At 72.8% G+C, this 16060-nt stretch carries 16 protein-coding genes; 10 read left to right on the forward strand and 6 right to left on the reverse strand.

Annotated features, from left to right (window positions below; genetic code table 11):
- Positions 1–39 precede the first annotated feature (39 nt).
- A complete protein-coding gene (locus tag ACFYSC_RS17320; protein WP_389962100.1) occupies positions 40–987 on the reverse strand; it encodes an asparaginase in 948 nt (315 codons plus the stop codon).
- Between the two features lie 56 nt (positions 988–1043).
- On the opposite strand from ACFYSC_RS17320, the gene dtd reads away from it, so the two are divergent.
- From dtd to ACFYSC_RS17350, 6 genes are all read left to right on the forward strand, one after another.
- A complete protein-coding gene (dtd, locus tag ACFYSC_RS17325) occupies positions 1044–1469 on the forward strand; it encodes a D-aminoacyl-tRNA deacylase (protein ID WP_389962102.1) in 426 nt (141 codons plus the stop codon).
- 125 nt (positions 1470–1594) lie between these two features.
- Positions 1595–2608, forward strand: a complete 1014-nt coding sequence (locus tag ACFYSC_RS17330; protein ID WP_389962104.1) for an Lrp/AsnC family transcriptional regulator — start codon at positions 1595–1597, stop codon at positions 2606–2608.
- A 5-nt stretch (positions 2609–2613) separates the two neighbouring features.
- A complete protein-coding gene (locus ACFYSC_RS17335) occupies positions 2614–3570 on the forward strand; it encodes a polysaccharide deacetylase (protein ID WP_389962105.1) in 957 nt (318 codons plus the stop codon).
- Positions 3571–3662: 92 nt separating this feature from the next.
- Positions 3663–4961, forward strand: coding sequence for an MFS transporter (locus ACFYSC_RS17340; protein WP_389962107.1), 1299 nt, complete (start codon positions 3663–3665; stop codon positions 4959–4961).
- On the forward strand, positions 4961–6079 hold the full coding sequence (locus ACFYSC_RS17345) for a ketopantoate reductase family protein (protein ID WP_389962109.1): 1119 nt from the start codon (positions 4961–4963) through the stop codon (positions 6077–6079). The genes ACFYSC_RS17340 and ACFYSC_RS17345 overlap by 1 nt, the downstream gene beginning before the upstream one ends.
- 20 nt (positions 6080–6099) lie before the next feature.
- Positions 6100–7416, forward strand: coding sequence for a M20 family metallopeptidase (locus ACFYSC_RS17350; RefSeq protein ID WP_389962111.1), 1317 nt, complete (start codon positions 6100–6102; stop codon positions 7414–7416).
- Positions 7417–7614: 198 nt separating this feature from the next.
- Here ACFYSC_RS17350 and ACFYSC_RS17355 read toward each other — a convergent pair whose 3' ends face one another.
- Together ACFYSC_RS17355 and ACFYSC_RS17360 are read right to left on the reverse strand one after the other, a co-directional pair.
- On the reverse strand, positions 7615–8601 hold the full coding sequence (locus ACFYSC_RS17355; RefSeq protein ID WP_389962112.1) for a YgfZ/GcvT domain-containing protein: 987 nt from the start codon (positions 8599–8601) through the stop codon (positions 7615–7617).
- Between the two features lie 20 nt (positions 8602–8621).
- Positions 8622–9035: a Fur family transcriptional regulator gene (locus ACFYSC_RS17360; protein ID WP_389962114.1), complete on the reverse strand. Its 414-nt coding sequence runs from the start codon at positions 9033–9035 to the stop codon at positions 8622–8624.
- A 370-nt stretch (positions 9036–9405) separates the two neighbouring features.
- Here ACFYSC_RS17360 and efeU point away from each other — a divergent pair, with 370 nt between their 5' ends.
- The 3 genes from efeU to efeB are packed head-to-tail and all read left to right on the forward strand — an operon-like array spanning position 9406 to position 12618.
- Positions 9406–10230 carry an iron uptake transporter permease EfeU gene (gene efeU, locus ACFYSC_RS17365; RefSeq protein ID WP_389962116.1) on the forward strand — a complete coding sequence of 275 codons (825 nt, stop codon included), beginning with the start codon at positions 9406–9408 and terminating at the stop codon, positions 10228–10230.
- Between the two features lie 11 nt (positions 10231–10241).
- Positions 10242–11378, forward strand: coding sequence for an iron uptake system protein EfeO (gene efeO, locus ACFYSC_RS17370; protein WP_389962118.1), 1137 nt, complete (start codon positions 10242–10244; stop codon positions 11376–11378).
- A gap of 10 nt (positions 11379–11388) precedes the next feature.
- The gene (gene efeB, locus ACFYSC_RS17375; protein WP_389962120.1) at positions 11389–12618 is read left to right on the forward strand and encodes an iron uptake transporter deferrochelatase/peroxidase subunit; all 1230 of its coding nucleotides are present in this window, start codon (positions 11389–11391) and stop codon (positions 12616–12618) included.
- A gap of 317 nt (positions 12619–12935) precedes the next feature.
- On the opposite strand, the gene ACFYSC_RS17380 is transcribed toward efeB, so the two are convergent.
- Positions 12936–13445: an FABP family protein gene (locus ACFYSC_RS17380; RefSeq protein ID WP_389962122.1), complete on the reverse strand. Its 510-nt coding sequence runs from the start codon at positions 13443–13445 to the stop codon at positions 12936–12938.
- A 125-nt stretch (positions 13446–13570) separates the two neighbouring features.
- On the opposite strand from ACFYSC_RS17380, the gene ACFYSC_RS17385 reads away from it, so the two are divergent.
- Positions 13571–13933, forward strand: a complete 363-nt coding sequence (locus ACFYSC_RS17385; RefSeq protein ID WP_362940795.1) for a DsrE family protein — start codon at positions 13571–13573, stop codon at positions 13931–13933.
- A 59-nt stretch (positions 13934–13992) separates the two neighbouring features.
- On the opposite strand, the gene ACFYSC_RS17390 is transcribed toward ACFYSC_RS17385, so the two are convergent.
- Together ACFYSC_RS17390 and ACFYSC_RS17395 are read right to left on the reverse strand one after the other, a co-directional pair.
- Positions 13993–14715, reverse strand: a complete 723-nt coding sequence (locus tag ACFYSC_RS17390) for a type 1 glutamine amidotransferase (RefSeq protein WP_389962125.1) — start codon at positions 14713–14715, stop codon at positions 13993–13995.
- Positions 14705–16006: a MurT ligase domain-containing protein gene (locus ACFYSC_RS17395; protein ID WP_362940801.1), complete on the reverse strand. Its 1302-nt coding sequence runs from the start codon at positions 16004–16006 to the stop codon at positions 14705–14707. Before ACFYSC_RS17395 ends, ACFYSC_RS17390 begins: the two co-directional genes overlap by 11 nt.
- Positions 16007–16060: the final 54 nt, after the last annotated feature.

Raw genomic sequence — 16060 nt, forward strand, 5'->3', positions numbered from 1 at the left:
GTCAGGGACGGCGCAGGCGGATCTCCTGATCGCGAGCGGTCAGGGGCGGCGCACCCGGACCTCGCCGACCGGACGGCCGCCGCCGTACAGCACCCCGGCCGCCAGCTCGTCGAGGTCGTCACCGGAGAAGCCCAGCGCGCGCAGCGCCTCGACCGTTACGGGCGTCCGCGCCCGCTGGCCGCCGTCCTCGATCTTGACGGTTCCGGCGCGCCCGTCGCCGAAGGCGAACGCGTCGAACGCCTCGGCGCCCGCCTTGAGCATCAGGCCGGGCACCGCGCGCATCAGCCGGGCCTCGGGCCGCCGGGTGCCGGACGTCCACTCGGGGTGGGCGCGGAAGGCGTCGGCGACACGGCGCTCGGGGGTTCCGGGCTCGGCCAGCACGAACGCGCGGAACGCCCGGGTCACGCCCACCATCGAGACGAAGAACAGCGGGGCGCCGCAGCCGTCCACGCCGGTGGCGGCGACGCGCTCGCCGGTCAGCTCCTCGACCACCTCGCGGATGGCCCGCTGCAGCGGGTGCGCCGGGTCGAGGTAGGTCTCCACGGGCCAGCCGTTGGCGACGCAGGTGGCGAGCATCGCCGAGTGCTTGCCGGAGCAGTTCATGTGAACGCGGGACGGCCCGCCGCCCGACCGCAGCAGCTCGTCGCGGGCGGCGTCGTCCGCGGGCAGGTCCTCCGGGCAGCGCAGCGCGCTCTCGTCCAGGCCGGCCCCGGAGAGGATCTTCCTGGCCCCCTCCACGTGGAACGGCTCCCCGGAGTGGCTGGCGCAGGCCAGCGCGAGCAGCTCGCCCTCCAGGGCGAGGCCGTGGCGCACCATGGCCAGCGCCTGGAGCGGCTTCATCGACGAGCGCGGCGACACCAGGGCGTCGACCGCGCCGTGCACCCTCACCGGGGACCCGCCGGCCTCGACGGCCAGCATCCGCGCCCGGTGGGTGGACTCCACGAACCCCGAACGGACGACTTCGACAACCAACGACTCAGCAGACACCTTTGTCTCCTTTCGCGTGGATTCTAGGGTCACCGGATGCGCGAGATGATGGGGGGATGCGTGCGGTGGTGCAGCGGGTGAGTTCCGCTTCTGTGACGGTGGACGGCGTGACGGCCGGGGCGATCGACGAGCCCGGCCTCCTGGTGCTGGTGGGGGTGACGCACACCGACACCCCGGCCGAGGCCGCGAGGCTCGCCGCCAAGCTGTGGGGCCTGCGGATCCTGTCCGGCGAGAAGTCCTGCTCCGACGTGGGCGCGCCGCTGCTCGTGGTCAGCCAGTTCACCCTGTACGGCGACGCCCGCAAGGGCCGCCGCCCCACGTGGCAGGCCGCCGCGCCCGGCCCGGTGGCCGAGCCGCTGGTGGAGGCGGTGTGCGCCGAGCTGCGCGCGCTGGGCGCCCGGGTGGAGACCGGGGTGTTCGGCGCCGACATGAAGGTCACCCTGGTCAACGACGGGCCCATCACCCTGGTGCTAGACATCTGACCGGCGGCCCCGGGCGGTCGCACCCCCTGTCCGCCATGCCTTATCCATCAGATTTTACCCATGAATCGTGGATAGCGTCAGTTTAGGGTTGCTTTTGGGGGATTCCGTCAGCAATCCTGGGTCGCATGCAACCCGGCGTCCCCGTCGACGAACTCGACCGCGCGATCGTCGCGGCCCTCCAGCTGAACGGGCGGGCCCCCTGGAGCCTCGTCGCCCGCCTCGTCGGCGCGAGCGAGTCCACCGTGGTCCGCCGCGCCGCCGTCCTCGGCGAGAGCGGCATGCTCCGCGTCATCGGCGTGGTGGACGTGCTGCGCTGCGGTCTCGGCGTGCCGGTCCTCACCCGGTTCCGCTGCCGGCCCGGCGCCACCTACGACGTCGCCGGCGCGATCGCGGCCCGCCCCGAGGCGAGGTTCGTGGCGGTGGTGTCCGGCGCCGCCGACTGCGTCGCCGAGTTCGTCGTGCCCGACCACGCCGCGCTCGGCCGCGTGCTGGTCGCCGACGTGCCCGGCGGCGACCGGGTCATCGAGAGCGAGACGCACGCGGTCATCCGGACCTTCGTCTCCAACCACGACTGGAACCCCGGCGTCCTCACCCCGGAGGCCGCCGCCGAGCTGCGGGACGCGGCCGAGCTCCCCTTCGAGGACCGGTTCCGGGACGGCCCCCCGGAACGGCTCGACGAGCTGGAGCAGGCGATCGTCCAGGCCCTCGGCCGGGACGGGCGGATGCCGTACAAGGCCCTCGCCGCGGCCGTCGGCAGCAGCGAGTCGACGGCGAAGCGGCGGGTCGAGTCGCTCGTCCGGCGGGGCTGCCTGCGGTTCCGCACGCTCGCCGAGCCCGAGGTGCTCGGTTACGCCGTGGAGTTCATGCTCTGGCTGGAGGTCGAGCCCGGCCGGCTGGAGACCGCGGGCCAGCAGCTCGCCGCGCACCCCCTGACCCGCTACCTGTCGGCGACCACGGGGCGCTTCAACCTCGCCGCCCAGGTGGCGCTGCGCCACTACGGCGACCTGTTCCGCTACATGACCGACGACGTCGGCTCGCTGCCCGGCCTGCGGGCCGCCGACGTCACCCTCCAGCTCACCACCTTCAAGCGGGCCTGGGTCCCCACCCCCGCCGCCCGACCGGACCGGAAGGAACCGTGACCGCCATGACCGCCCGTGTCCCCGACCCCACCGAAGCCCCCGGGCAGCAGCCCTGGCAGTGGTCCGAGCAGACCTGGCGCGGCCACGTCGACCGGGTGCGCGCCGGGCGTGGTCTCACCCCCGGCTCCTGGCCCGGCGGCGCCCGGGTCGCCGTCGCGCTCTCCTTCGACTCCGACCACGAGACGATCCCGCTGCGCGAGGGCGAGACCCGGCCCGGCAAGCTCTCCCAGGGGGAGTACGGCGCCCGCGCGGGCACGCCCCGCGTCCTGCGCCTGCTGGACCGTCACGGCATCCCGGCGTCGTTCTTCATGCCGGCGGTGTCCGCGCTGCTGCACCCCGGCGAGGTGCGCGACTACGTCGCCGCCGGCCACGAGGTCGCCATGCACGGCTGGATCCACGAGCGCAACATGCTGCTCGACCCGGCCGACGAGCGGGAGCTCGCCTTCCGTGCCGCCGACACGCTGGAGCGGCTCAGCGGCACCCGTCCGGTCGGCATCCGCACCCCCTCCTGGGACTTCTCCGACCACACCCTCGCCATCACCCGGGAGCTCGGCCTGGTCTACGACTCCTCGCTGATGGCCGACGACGAGCCGTACGAGCTGCTGGCCGACGGCGAGCCGACCGGCGTCGTGGAGATCCCGGTCGAGTGGATCAGGGACGACGCGCCGTACCTGATGATGGAGCGCTACGGCGGACTCCGGCCGTACACTCCGCCGCGGGACGTCGCCGGCATCTGGCGCGACGAGTTCGACGCCGCCTACGCCGAGGGCGGGCTGTTCCAGCTCACCATGCACCCGCACATCATCGGGCACCGCTCCCGGATGGCGGCGCTCTCCGAGCTGCTCGACCACATCGCCGGGCACGACGGCGTCTGGTACGCCACGCACGCCGACGTCGCCCGGTACGTCTTGCGGGAGTCCCCCGTGGACCCCGCCCCCGCCCGCCGGCCGGAGCCCACGTGACGAGCCCCGCCCCCGCCCGCCGTACGGCCGGCCCGAACGGCCCGGACGACCCGAACGGCCCGGACGGCCGAGAGCGCACCGAAGGAACCACCATGAGCGTCGAGACACCCACCGGAGCGCCCGCCACGCGCCTCACCCCGGCACAGCGCAGGGCGATCGTCGCGGGCGCGATCGGCAACACCGTCGAGTGGGTCGACTGGGCCATCTACACCACCTTCGCGTCGGTGTTCTCCCGCCAGTTCTTCCCCTCCGGCGACCCCACCGTGAGCCTGCTGTCCACCCTGGCGGTCTTCGCCGTGGGCTTCCTCATGCGCCCCATCGGCGGCGCGATCCTCGGCGTGTACGGTGACCGGCACGGCCGCAAGAAGGGCATGACGCTGACCATCACGCTGATGGCGGCGGCGTCCTTCGTGATCGCGATCTGCCCCGGCTACGAGGTCATCGGCATCGCCGCGCCGATCGTCCTGGTGCTCGCCCGCCTGGTCCAGGGCTTCTCCGCCGGCGGCGAGTTCGGCACCTCGTCGGCCTTCCTCATCGAGTCGGCCGCGAGCGGGCGGCGCGCGTTCGCCGGGTCCTGGCAGCAGGTCTCGGTCGGCGGCGGCGTGCTGATCGCCTCGGCGCTCGGCACCGTCCTCACCTCCTTCCTCGACGAGGCCGCGCTGGGGAGCTGGGGCTGGCGCATCGCCTTCGCCATCGGCGGCCTGCTCGGCCTGATCGGCCTGTGGCTGCGCGTCTCGGTCCCCGAGACCGAGGCGTTCTCCAAGGCCGAGGCGTCCGGCCGGACCCGCGCCAACCCGCTCACCGCGATGTTCCGGGAGCACCCGCGGGCCGCGCTCCGCGTCATCGGCGTGACCATCGCCGGAACCCTGCTCTACTACATCTGGGTCAGCTACATGCCGACCTACGCCCACGTCGACACCGGCATCCCGCTGAACCAGGCCCTGCTCGCCAACACCATCGCGGTGGTCGTCTTCCTGGTCCTGCTGCCGTTCGGCGGCCTGCTCTCCGACCGGATCGGCCGCAAGCCCACGATGACCGCCTTCGCGCTGGGCTTCCTCGTCATCGCCTGGCCCGCCTTCCACTTCCTCGACGGCGGCTTCGGGGCCCTGCTCGTCATCGAGATCGTCGGCATGGTCTTCCTGGTCGGCTACTCCGCCAACTGCGCCGTCGTCATGGCCGAGCAGTTCCCCGCCGAGGTCCGCACCACCGGCATCGGCCTGCCGTACGCCCTGTCCGTCGCGGTCTTCGGGGGCACCGCCCCGTACGTCACCACCTGGCTCAGCTCGAACGGCTACCGCGAGCAGGTGTGGCTCTACGTGGTCGCCGCGGCCCTCATCGGCGTGATCGTCTACACCACCATGCCCGAGACCAGGGGAAAGGAGCTGACCTGATGACCGGGCCACGTCACGCGCCCGCCACCGCGGCGACCACCGGGACCGCCGAGGCCACCGGGACCGCCGAGGCCGCCGAGGCCGGAGCGACCACCGGGGCCGCGGGAGTCTCCCCGGGCGCGCCGTACACGATCGTCGGCGGCGGGGCCATCGGCGGGAGCGTCGCCTTCCACCTCGCCCGGGGAGGGCACGACGTGCTGCTCGTCGACGCCGACCCCGCGCACGTCGCCGCGGTCCGCCGCGACGGGCTGGTGCTCCGGGGGGCGGCGGGCGACGAGACCACGCGGGTCCGCGCCGCGACCCCCGAGGAGGTGGACGGCCCGCTGCGGCACGTCCTGCTGTGCGTCAAGGCCCAGGCCACCGGAGGCGCGGCCGGCTGGATCGCGCCCCGGCTCGCCCCCGGCGGCTTCGTCGTCTCGGTGCAGAACGGGCTCAACGAGCGGCTCATCGCCGAGCACGTCGGAGCGGACCGCGTCGTGGGCGCGTTCGTCAACCTCTTCGCCGACGTGGTGGAGCCGGGCGTCATCCGTGACGGCGGACCCGGCGCCTTCGTGGTCGGCGAACTGTCGGGCGAGTCGAGCCCCCGGGTCGACCGGGTCGTCTCCGACCTCGCCGGGCTGGGCGCCAAGGCCACCGGGAACATCAACGGCTACCTGTGGTCCAAGCTGGGCTTCGGGATCATGCTGACCGCGACCGCGCTGGCCGACGCGCCGATGGCCGGCCTGATCGACCAGCACCGCCCGTTGATGTACGCCCTGGTGGCCGAGGTGTTCGCGGTCGCCGCGCGGCTGGGCCACCGGCTGGAGCCGTTCGACGCGTTCGATCCCGGGACGTACCTGCCCGGTGCACCGGAGGACGCCCGCGAGGCGGCGACCGACCGGCTCACCGCCTGGCTGCGCACCCAGCCCAAGGACCGCAGCGGAATCTGGCGCGACATCGCCGTACGGCACCGCCCCGTCGAGGTGCACGACCACTACGGGGCCGTCTTCGCCGAGGCGGACGCGGCCGGGGTCGCCACCCCGCTGACCCGCGGCGTGCTCGCCCGCCTCGCCGACGTCGAGGCCGGGCGCGTCCCGATGAGCGAGGACCACCTGCGCGACCTGGAGGCCACCCGATGAATGCGGGAGGCTTCACGGACATGAGCGGAGCGGGAGACGCGGACGCGGAGGGCGTGAGCGACGTGCGGGACACGAAGGACACGGGGAGCACGGGGAGCGCGGGGAACACGGGAAGCGCGGGAGGCGCGGGGAGCGCGGGAGGCGCGGGGAGCGCGGGAGGCGCGGGGAGCGCGGGAGGCGCGGGGAGCACGACGGACGCGCGGGCGCTGCACGCCTGGATCTCCCGGCACCGCGCCGACCTGCTCGCCGACCTGTCGGAGTACGTCTCGCTGGAGACCCCCAGCAATGACAGGGCGCTGCTCGACATCGGCCTCGCGTGGCTCGACGGTTACCTGGCCGAACGGCTGGGCGCCCCCGTGGCCACCCGGCGCGCCGACGGCGGCCCGTACGGCGACATCCGGGTGAACGACTACCCGGGCCGGGGGACCGCGCCGATCCTGCTGCTCGCCCACTACGACACGGTGTGGCCGGCCGGCACCCTCGCCGCCTGGCCGTTCACCGTCGAGGGGGACCGGGCGAGCGGCCCCGGCGTCTTCGACATGAAGGCGGGGCTGGTCCAGCTCGTCTGGGCGCTGCGCGCGCTGGACGCCGCCGGGCTTCCCCGGCCGCCGCTGCGGCTGCTGCTCAACGGCGACGAGGAGATCGGCAGCCCCGCCTCCCGGCCGCTGATCGAGGAGGCGGCCGGCGACGCCGCCGCGGCGCTGGTGTTCGAGGCGAGCGTGGACGGGGCGCTGAAGACCGAACGCAAGGGCGTCGGCATCTTCCGCCTGGAGTTCACCGGGGTCGAGGCGCACGCCGGCCTCGAACCGGCCAAGGGCGCCAGTGCGATCGACGAGCTGGCGCGGGCCGTACGGCTGCTGCACGACCTCACCGATCTCGACGCCGGGACGACCGTCAACGTCGGCGTCGTCTCGGGCGGAACGGGCTCCAACGTCGTCGCCGGGGCGGCCCGCGCCGAGGTGGACGTCCGCGTCGCCAGCCAGGGTGAGGCGGCCCGGGTGGACGCCGCCCTCGCCGCCCTGCGCCCGCACGACCCCCGCGCCTCGATCGAGATCACCGGCGGGTGGAACCGCCCTGTCATGGAGCGGAGCGAGGGCACCGCCCGGCTGTTCGGGCAGGCCCGGGATGTGGCCGCCCGGCTCGGCCTCGACCTGGGCGAGCGGTCGGTCGGCGGGGCCAGCGACGGAAACTTCGCCGCCGCGCTCGGCCTGCCGGTCCTCGACGGGCTCGGCGCGGTCGGCGCCGGCGCGCACGCCCGGCACGAGCACATCAGCGTGGACGGCATGGTGGAGCGCGCCGCCCTGACCGCCGCGCTTCTGCACACCCTGGCCTTCTGACCTGCGGCGGCCGTCTTCCGGCGGCCGGAACCTTTCCGGTGACCTGGGCCTTTCCGGTGACCTGGGCCTTTCCGGTGACCTGGGCCTTTCCGGTGACCTGGGCCTTTCCGGTGACCTGGGCCGGCGAGCGGTCCGGCCCCTTCGCCGAGGGCCGGGCCGCTCGCCTCTCAGGGCCCGCCGCCGGAGGGCGGGGTCGTGTCAGCGGATGCGGCGGCGCAGGGAGGGGTCGATGGTGACGTTGCGGCCGGCGTCCGGCGGCACGACGACCTCCTGAGCCGCGGCCACCCCCCCGGCCTGGAGCGTGGCGTCCACCGGCACGGTCCGCTTGACCACGGCCAGCGCGACCGGACCGAGCTCGTGGTGCCGGGCGGCGCTGCCGACGAAGCCGACCTCCGCGCCGTCGCAGGTCACCGGGTCACCGTGCCGGGGCAGGGTGTCCACGCTGCCGTCCAGGTGCAGGAAGACCAGGCGGCGCGGCGGGTGGCCGAGGTTGTGCACCCGGGCCACGGTCTCCTGGCCCCGGTAGCAGCCCTTGCTCAGGTGCAGCGCCGGGCCGATCCATCCCACCTCGTGCGGGATCGTCTTGTGGTCGGTCTCGAAGCCCAGGCGGGGGCGGTGCCCCTCGATCCGCAGCGCCTCGTAGGCCCACAACCCGGCCAGGGCCATGCCGCCCAGCCGGTCGGCCAGCAGCGCCCGCGGCAGCAGCACGTCGCCCCCGATGACGACGGACCCCTCGGGCGGGGCGACCGGCGTCCCCTCGGCGACGGAGACGACCGCGTGGTCACCGGTCACGTCGGCGATCTCGACCCGGAGCATGAACCGCATCTTCTCCAGGAACGCGACCAGCCCGGCCGACGTGCCCGGCTCGACGTGCGCCCACACGGCCTCGCCGTCGTCGACGAGCGTCAGGTGGTGCTCCACGCGGCCCTGGGCGTCCAGGAACAGCGTCTGGGTCGGCACGCCGGGCGCCAGGCCGTCGAGCTTCTGCGACGTCAGGTCGTTGAGCCAGCTCAGCCGGTCGGGCCCGGAGATCCGTACGACCTCCCGGTTGCTCCGGTCGACCATCGCCTCGCCCGCGAGGAACGCGCGCTGCTCGGCGAACGGGTCGCCGTAGTGTCCGGCGACGTCGGCGTCGGGGGCCTCGGCCGCGACCGCGCCGGGAGTGTCCAGCAGAGGGCTTCGCATGGTCCCAAGCCTACGAGCCCTCAGCGGCACTTACGGCAACGCCCGAACACCGTCAGGTGGTGGACGTTGACCGCGAACCCCAGCTCCTCGTCGAACCTGGTCACGAGGTCGCGCACCAGCTCGGGCTCGACCTCGTCGATCTCACCGCACTCGTGGCAGACCAGGTGCACGTGGTCGGCGTCGGCGGCCAGGTGGTAGGTCGGGGCGCCGTGCCCGAGGTGGGTGTGGGTGACCAGGCCGAGCTGTTCGAGCAGTTCGAGGGTGCGGTAGACGGTCGAGATGTTCACCCCGCGCGCGGTCTCCCGCACCTTGGCGCAGATCTCCTCGGGGGTGGCGTGCCCGGCGGCCTTGACGGCCTCCAGCACCAGCTGGCGCTGGGGGGTGACCCGGTAACCGTGCGCCCGTAGTTGCTCGTGCCACGACGTCTCGGACATGCCCAGAGTCTAGGAGCAACCCCGGCGGACCGGGGCCGCACACTCCCGGAGAGGAGACGGCGACCCAGGTCGGGATGGGCGGCGGCCGGAACGGTCGCCGGAGCGGGGAAGCGGCCCGGGATCCGCCGGAACCGCTCCGGCGTGCCGGCCTTCTCGCGCGACCGGGGGGCCGCCTGGTTAGTTAGGTGAGGCTATGTTAACTTTTACGGCAAGTAGCGGAGCCGTGGCCGGGCTCTCCTCCGACGACTCTGAGGAGCATGCTGTGCTCGCCGTCATGAACATCGCCGCGCGCGATCCGGGCCCCGCAGGCGGATCGCCTGCCACGCCGTAACGCCATTTCGCGCTCATCACCCTCGGAGTTGGAGCAACAGTGTTCGCCAGCTATCTCATCGGCCTGCGTGAAGGGCTCGAGGCGACGCTCGTCGTCTCGGTCCTGGTCGCCTTCCTGGTCAAGAGCGACCGCAGGGACAAGCTTCCGCACGTCTGGGTCGGTGTGCTCACCGCCGTGGCTCTTTCGGTCGGCTTCGGAGCGGTCCTGACCTTCACCGCCGCGCAGCTCGGTTTCCAGCAGCGGGAGCTGTTCGAGGCGATCACCTCGCTGCTCGCCGTCGTGTTCGTCACCTGGATGATCTTCTGGATGAGACGGGCCGCCCGCGCCCTGTCCGGCGAACTACGCGGCAAGCTCTCCGAAGCGCTGGCGCTGGGCTCCCTGGCCGTCGTCATCATGGCGTTCCTGGCCGTGGCGCGTGAAGGGCTGGAGACGGCGCTGCTGTTCTTCGCCTCCGTGCAGGGCGCCACCGCCTCCTCCCAGCCGCTGATCGGCATCGCCCTCGGCCTGCTCACCGCGGTCGCGCTCGGCTACGGCCTGTACAAATCCGCGGTGCGCGTCAACCTCACCCGCTTCTTCACCTGGACGGGCCTCCTGCTCATCCTGGTGGCGGGCGGAATCTTCAAGTACGGCGTGCACGATCTGCAGGAGGCCGGCGTCCTGCCCGGCCTGAACACCTACGCCTTCGACATCAGCGCCGTCCTGCCCGCCGACTCGTGGTACGGCGCGCTGCTGTCGGGAATGCTCAACATCACCCCGCAGCCCAGCGTCCTGGAGACCATCGCCTGGGCCGCCTACGTGATCCCCTCCCTCTATTTCTTCCTGCGTCCTTCACGCACGCAGCTCGCTCCCGCGCACGCGGCCTGAACAGGAGCATCATGTCCGCCATCATCCGTCTCGCCGTCGGCGCCCTGGCCCTGGCCTCGCTGACCGCCTGTGCGGCCGAGACCCCTGCCACCGGCGGCCCCGGCGCGGCGGCCAAGCCCGCGAAGGTCACGGTCGCCGCCAGCGACACCGAGTGCAAGGTCGCCGTCTCCGAGGTCGCCGCCGGCGCCAGCACGTTCTCCATCACCAACGGCGGCAGCAAGGTCACCGAGTTCTACGTCTACGCACCGGGCGACCGGGTGATGGCCGAGGTGGAGAACATCGTGCCGGGCCTGACCCGTGAGTTGATCGCCGAGTTGCCGGCGGGCAGCTACGAGACGGTGTGCAAGCCCGGCATGACCGGCAAGGGCATCCGCAACCCGCTGAAGGTCACCGGCGAGCACAAGCCGCTGAACGCGGACGCCAAGCTCGCCGAGGCGACCGCCGGCTACAAGCGGTACGTCAAGAGCCAGAGCGACACGCTGCTGGTCAAGACGCAGGAGTTCGTGGACGCGGTGAAGGCCGGCCGGATCGACGAGGCCAAGGAGCTGTTCCCGGTGGCGCGCACCTACTGGGAGCGCATCGAGCCGGTCGCGGAGATCTTCGGCGACCTCGACCCGGCCATCGACGCCCGCGAGGCGGACCTGGCCGAGGGTGAGGAGTGGACCGGCTTCCACAAGATCGAGAAGGATCTGTGGGTCACCAAGGACATCAGCAAGGACGGCCCGGTCGCCGACAAGCTGATCGCCGACGTCAAGACCATCGTGGAGAAGGCCAACGCCGCGGAGCTGACCCCGCTCAACCTGGCCAACGGCGCCAAGGAACTGCTCGACGAGGTCGCCACAGGCAAGATCACCGGTGAGGAGGACATCTGGTCGCACACCGACCTGTGGGACTTCGCCGCCAACCTGGCCGGTTCCGAGGCGGCGGTGCAGTCGCTGCGTCCCGTTCTGGAGGAGCGCTCCCCCGACCTGGTCAAGATCCTGGACGAGAAGTTCGCCGCCGCCGAGGCCGAACTGGGCAAGCACCAGAAGGGCAACGGCTGGAGGCTGCACAACGAGCTGTCCAAGGAGGAGCTGAAGAGCCTGTCGGATGTGATCAACGCGCTGGCCGAGCCGATCAGCAAGATCGCGCCTGTCGTGGCCGGGTAGGGGCTCTGCCATGAACCAGCGCATGAGCCGGAGAGCGGTGCTGGGCCTGGGCGCGGCCGGCGTGGCGGCGGCGGGGACCACCGCCGTCGCCACCCGCTCGCTCAGGACCGACCCACCGGTCGCACATGTCTCATCCGCCTCCGACCCGTTCCCCTTCTACGGCGAGCACCAGGCGGGCATCGTCACTCCGGCCCAGGACCGGCTGCACTTCGTGGCCTTCGACGTCACCACCGACAAGAAGTCCGAACTCGTCGACCTGCTGCAGGAGTGGACGGCCGCCGCCGCCCGCCTCACCCAGGGCAAGGAGGCCGGGGCGTTCGGCGCCGTCGGGGGACCGGCCGAGGGCGCGCCCGACGACACCGGCGAGGCGCTCGGCCTGCCCGCCTCCGGACTCACGCTGACGGTCGGCTTCGGCTCCACGCTGTTCGACGACCGCTTCGGGCTGGCCGACCGCCGGCCCGCCGCCCTGGCCGACCTGCCGAGGTTCCCCGGTGAGCATCTGATCCCCGAGATCTCCGGCGGCGACATCTGCGTGCAGGCCTGCGCGCACGATCCCCAGGTCGCGGTGCACGCCATCCGGAACCTGGCGCGCATCGGGTTCGGGCGGGTGTCGGTGCGCTGGTCCCAGCTCGGCTTCGGCCGTACCTCCTCCACCTCGCGCGCCCAGGCCACCCCGCGCAACCTGATGGGGTTCAAGGACGGCACCAACAACATGAAGCTGGAGGACACCGCGCTGGTGCGCGACCAGCTCTGGGCCACCGCGACGGACGGGCCCGGCTGGATGGCGGGCGGCAGCTATCTGGTCACCCGCAAGATCCGCATGATGATCGAGACCTGGGACCGCGCCCCCCTGCGGGAGCAGGAGGACATCTTCGGCCGCGACAAGGGCGAGGGCGCGCCGGTCGGCAGGAAGCAGGAGTTCGACCCGGTGGACCTCACCGCGATGAAACCCGACGCGCACGTACGGCTCGCCCACCCCTCGGCGCACGGCAACGCGCATCTGCTGAGACGCGGTTACAACTACGTCGACGGCTCCGACGGGCTGGGGCGGCTGGACGCCGGGCTGTTCTTCATCGCCTACCAGCGCGACCCGCGCAAGCAGTTCGTGCCGATCCAGACGAGTCTCGCCAAGGCCGACTCGCTCAACGAGTACATCAAGCACGTCTCCAGCGGCCTGTTCGCCTGCCCGCCCGGAGTCCGGGACGCCGGCGACTACTGGGGCCGGGAGCTGTTCGGGTAGCCGGGCGGGACGGGTGGAAAAACGTTTGCCTTGAGCTGACCCGGCCGCATAGCTTTGGGGCACGCAGAAAGGAGGTGGTCCAGACAATGGTTGACAGTTCTAGGGCTAGCGAGGTGGCTGTCCGCTAGGACGCCGCGACTCCGGACTCTGTCCGGACGTCTCGCGACGTTCGGCGAATCCATGGCAATCACCGGAACCCCGGGCCGCCGGAGGGCGGGACACGAAGATCCCGTCTTTGGTCCATCCGGCCCCGCCGCGAGCGGCGGGAGCAGGCCCGGGGTTCTTTTCTTTTCCTGCCCTCCGGCGCGAAGCCGGTCCTATCCTGCCTCCGGCACGAAGTCGGCCACCTTCTTGAGCTCGGCGGAGATGTGCGACTGGAGCGGCTGCCCCTCGGCCGCCATGTCGTAGGCCCACATCAGGTTGCCGTTGACCAGGCCGTACAGGCGGTGGCCCGCGGTGTACTCCTTGGCGGTGGCGGTACGGGCGACCACGTCGGTCCGCAGCTCGATCTTGTGGAAGACGACCTCGCCGACGTAGATCTCCACGATCCCGGTGGGGTGCGTCAGGCACACCTCCAGCTGGCGGTCGGGAAGCTGCCGCCAGTAGCCGGTCTCGGTGGCCAGCTCGCGGACCCGCTCGCCCGCGTCGTTCAGGAGCCAGGTGCGGCTGGTGTAGGTCAGGAACGGCTTGCCGTTGTGACCGAAGACGATCTCCTGCCCGAAGTTGAAGCTCTCGATCGTCGGATATCCGCCCACTCCGGCGCCCTCCCACCGGCCCAGGAGGAAGGCGATCGGCTCAAGGCCGGGATGCAGCTCGGGAACGTCCATGCACACGAGCCTAAGGCCGCCCCCACACGGCTCGCGCCCCCGGTTCCCCCCGCGCCGGGCCGCGCGTCGAGACCGCCCCGGTACGGCCCGTGCCCGCGGTTCCCGCCCGCATTAGGCTGCCTACCATGGCACGTTCACTGGTGATAAAGGTGACCGCCGGCGCGGACGCCCCCGAGCGCTGCAACCAGGCGTTCACGGTGGCCGCGGCGGCGCTGGCGAGCGGGGTCCCCGTCTCGCTGTGGCTGACCGGCGAGGCGTCGTGGTTCGCCCTGCCCGGCCGGGCCAAGGAGTTCGCGCTGCCGCACGCGGCGCAGCTCGGCGACCTGCTCGACGCCGTTCTCGCCGGGGGCCGGGTGACGCTGTGCACCCAGTGCGCGGCCCGGCGGGACATGACGGCGGACGACCTGATCGACGGCGTGCGCATCGCGGGCGCCCCCACCTTCGTCGAGGAGGTCCTCGCCGAGGGTGTCCAGGCGCTGGTCTACTAGCGGGCCGCCCAGGAGGACGGGCACCGGAGGCGGCCGATGCCCGTCCCGAGGGAGGACCGTCAGGCCTGCTGGGGCAGGACCGCGGTCAGCCGCTCCTGGCGGAGCCGGTCGTACCACGAGTCGTCGATCGGCGGGAGCTGCGCGCCGACCGCCCAGGTGAGCAGGAGGTCGGCCAGGCCCGGGTTGCGGGCGAGCGCCGGGCCGTGGAGGTAGGTGCCGACGGCCTTCCCGGCGTAGCAGCCCTCGGTGCCGTCGCCGTTGCCGACGCCGACCGCCGTGCGCGCCAGCGGGCGGACGCCCGGTCCCAGCCGGGTGACGCCCATGTGGTTCTCGAAGCCGGTGAGCATCGGGATGCCGAGCGCGGGGTCGGCCTCCCCGGCCAGCTCGCCGACCGCCCGGCCGGTGCCCCGGCCGCTGGCGATGTCGAGCAGGCCGATGCCCTGGACCGGCTGCCCCTCCTCGCCGCCGAACGTGCTGCCCATGATCTGGTAGCCCGCGCAGACCGCCAGCAGGGCCGCGCCGCGCGCCATGGCCCGGTGCAGGCCGCCGTCGCGGCGCAGCCGTTCGGCCGCCAGGATCTGCGGCCGGTCCTCGCCGCCGCCGATGAGGTAGATGTCGCCGCTGTCCGGCACCGGGTCCGCCGAGCGGACGTGGATGGTCTGGACCGGGATGCCGCGGCGCTGGGCACGCTGCTCCAGGACCAGGACGTTGCCCTGGTCGCCGTAGGTGCTCAGCAGGTCTGGGTAGATCCAGACGAGCCGCAGGACGCTGTCAGACTGCACGGTCGAACTCCGCTCGGATCTGCTGGAAGGCGGTGTAGTTGGCGATCACGTCGACCTTGCCCGGCGGCTGCGCGGCGAGCGCCTGCTCGAAGGACGCCACGAGCTGGAACGGCACGTTCGCCACGTCCAGCCGGAGCGCGAGGTCGAGCATCCGCTCCCCGGTCACGAAGACCGGCCTGCCGCGCAGGACGCGGTAGTCGACGTCCCACAGCCAGGAGGTGTCGCGGCCGTCGGGCCCCTGGGCGTTCACCGAGAGGATGACCGGCAGCGAGCGGTCGAGCACGTCGAACGCCTCCAGCCACCCGGCGGGGTTCTTGGCCAGCAGCAGCCGGGCGCGGCGGCCGTCGCGCTCCACCGTGGTGTAGCGGCCGGCGACGGACCTGACCTCGCGCAGCCGGGGCAGCGCCGCCTGGACCGGCAGGCCGAACGCCTCGGCGACGGCCAGGGCGATCGCGGCGTTCGCCCGGTTGGCACGGCCGGGAAGCTGGAGGTCCAGGACCCAGCGCTGCCCGCGCGGGTCGATCACCGCGTCGTCGTCGAGGAACCAGGAGGGCTGGGGCCGCCGGAAGGAGCACTCACGACAGGCCCAGTCGTCCTCGGCCGGGCGCGGGACCATCGCCAGGGGGGCCGCGCCGGCGACGTGGCCGCCCGGCGGGGTGTAGTCGACGCCCTTGCGGTCGAGCGGGCCGCCGCACTCGGGGCAGCACCAGGAGTCCTCCTTCCAGGGCTGTCCCGCCGCCACCCAGGTCACCCGGGCGGCGGTGGATGCTCCCCAGGCGACCAGCGGGTCGTCGGCGTTGGCGATCACGTGGGTGTTCTTGCCGGCCAGGGCCCGCCGCCACTTCTGGGCGAGCAGCCAGATCTCGCCCGCCCGGTCCATCTGGTCGCGGCTGAGGTTCATCAGGGCGATCACACCCGCGCCGGTGGCGTCGATCACCGCGGGAAGGTACTTCTCGTCGACCTCCAGCACGCCGTACGGAGCGTCCTTGGCCGACGCCAGCGCCGACACGTGCCCGGCGGGCATGTTGGCGCCGAAGGCGTTGGTGGCGACGTCGCCGAGCTCCTGGAGGGCGGAGGTGATCAGGCGGGTCGTGGTGGTCTTGCCGTTGGTCGCACTCACCAGGGCGAGCCTGCGGTCCCGGGCGAGCTGGCTCAGCAGGCCGGGCTCCAGCGCCAGGCCGATCCGGCCACCGATCACCGAGCCGTCGCCGCGGCCGGTGGCCCTGGACAGGGTCGCGGCCGTCCGTCCGAGAGCGCTCGCGAGCTGAGCCCGCAGCGGAAGCTGTGTCATCGCCTCTCCTCGCCAAGCGGCCCCGTCGCGGGAGGACTCGGCATCCGGGGCTGG

This window comes from Streptosporangium sp. NPDC004379 (assembly GCF_042873875.1).
In the GTDB taxonomy this organism is placed as follows: domain Bacteria; phylum Actinomycetota; class Actinomycetes; order Streptosporangiales; family Streptosporangiaceae; genus Streptosporangium.

Bases quoted from the DNA above. Each gene is read 5' to 3' on its own strand.
- dtd (WP_389962102.1), top strand. From the start codon at position 1,044: ATGCGTGCGGTGGTGCAGCGGGTGAGTTCCGCTTCTGTGACGGTGGAC.
- ACFYSC_RS17395 (WP_362940801.1), bottom strand. From the start codon at position 16,006: ATGACACAGCTTCCGCTGCGGGCTCAGCTCGCGAGCGCTCTCGGACGG.
- ACFYSC_RS17335 (WP_389962105.1), top strand. From the start codon at position 2,614: ATGACCGCCCGTGTCCCCGACCCCACCGAAGCCCCCGGGCAGCAGCCC.
- ACFYSC_RS17330 (WP_389962104.1), top strand. From the start codon at position 1,595: ATGCAACCCGGCGTCCCCGTCGACGAACTCGACCGCGCGATCGTCGCG.
- ACFYSC_RS17355 (WP_389962112.1), bottom strand. From the start codon at position 8,601: ATGCGAAGCCCTCTGCTGGACACTCCCGGCGCGGTCGCGGCCGAGGCC.
- efeO (WP_389962118.1), top strand. From the start codon at position 10,242: ATGTCCGCCATCATCCGTCTCGCCGTCGGCGCCCTGGCCCTGGCCTCG.
- ACFYSC_RS17350 (WP_389962111.1), top strand. From the start codon at position 6,100: ATGAGCGGAGCGGGAGACGCGGACGCGGAGGGCGTGAGCGACGTGCGG.
- ACFYSC_RS17380 (WP_389962122.1), bottom strand. From the start codon at position 13,445: ATGGACGTTCCCGAGCTGCATCCCGGCCTTGAGCCGATCGCCTTCCTC.
- ACFYSC_RS17385 (WP_362940795.1), top strand. From the start codon at position 13,571: ATGGCACGTTCACTGGTGATAAAGGTGACCGCCGGCGCGGACGCCCCC.
- ACFYSC_RS17360 (WP_389962114.1), bottom strand. From the start codon at position 9,035: ATGTCCGAGACGTCGTGGCACGAGCAACTACGGGCGCACGGTTACCGG.
- ACFYSC_RS17340 (WP_389962107.1), top strand. From the start codon at position 3,663: ATGAGCGTCGAGACACCCACCGGAGCGCCCGCCACGCGCCTCACCCCG.
- ACFYSC_RS17345 (WP_389962109.1), top strand. From the start codon at position 4,961: ATGACCGGGCCACGTCACGCGCCCGCCACCGCGGCGACCACCGGGACC.
- efeB (WP_389962120.1), top strand. From the start codon at position 11,389: ATGAACCAGCGCATGAGCCGGAGAGCGGTGCTGGGCCTGGGCGCGGCC.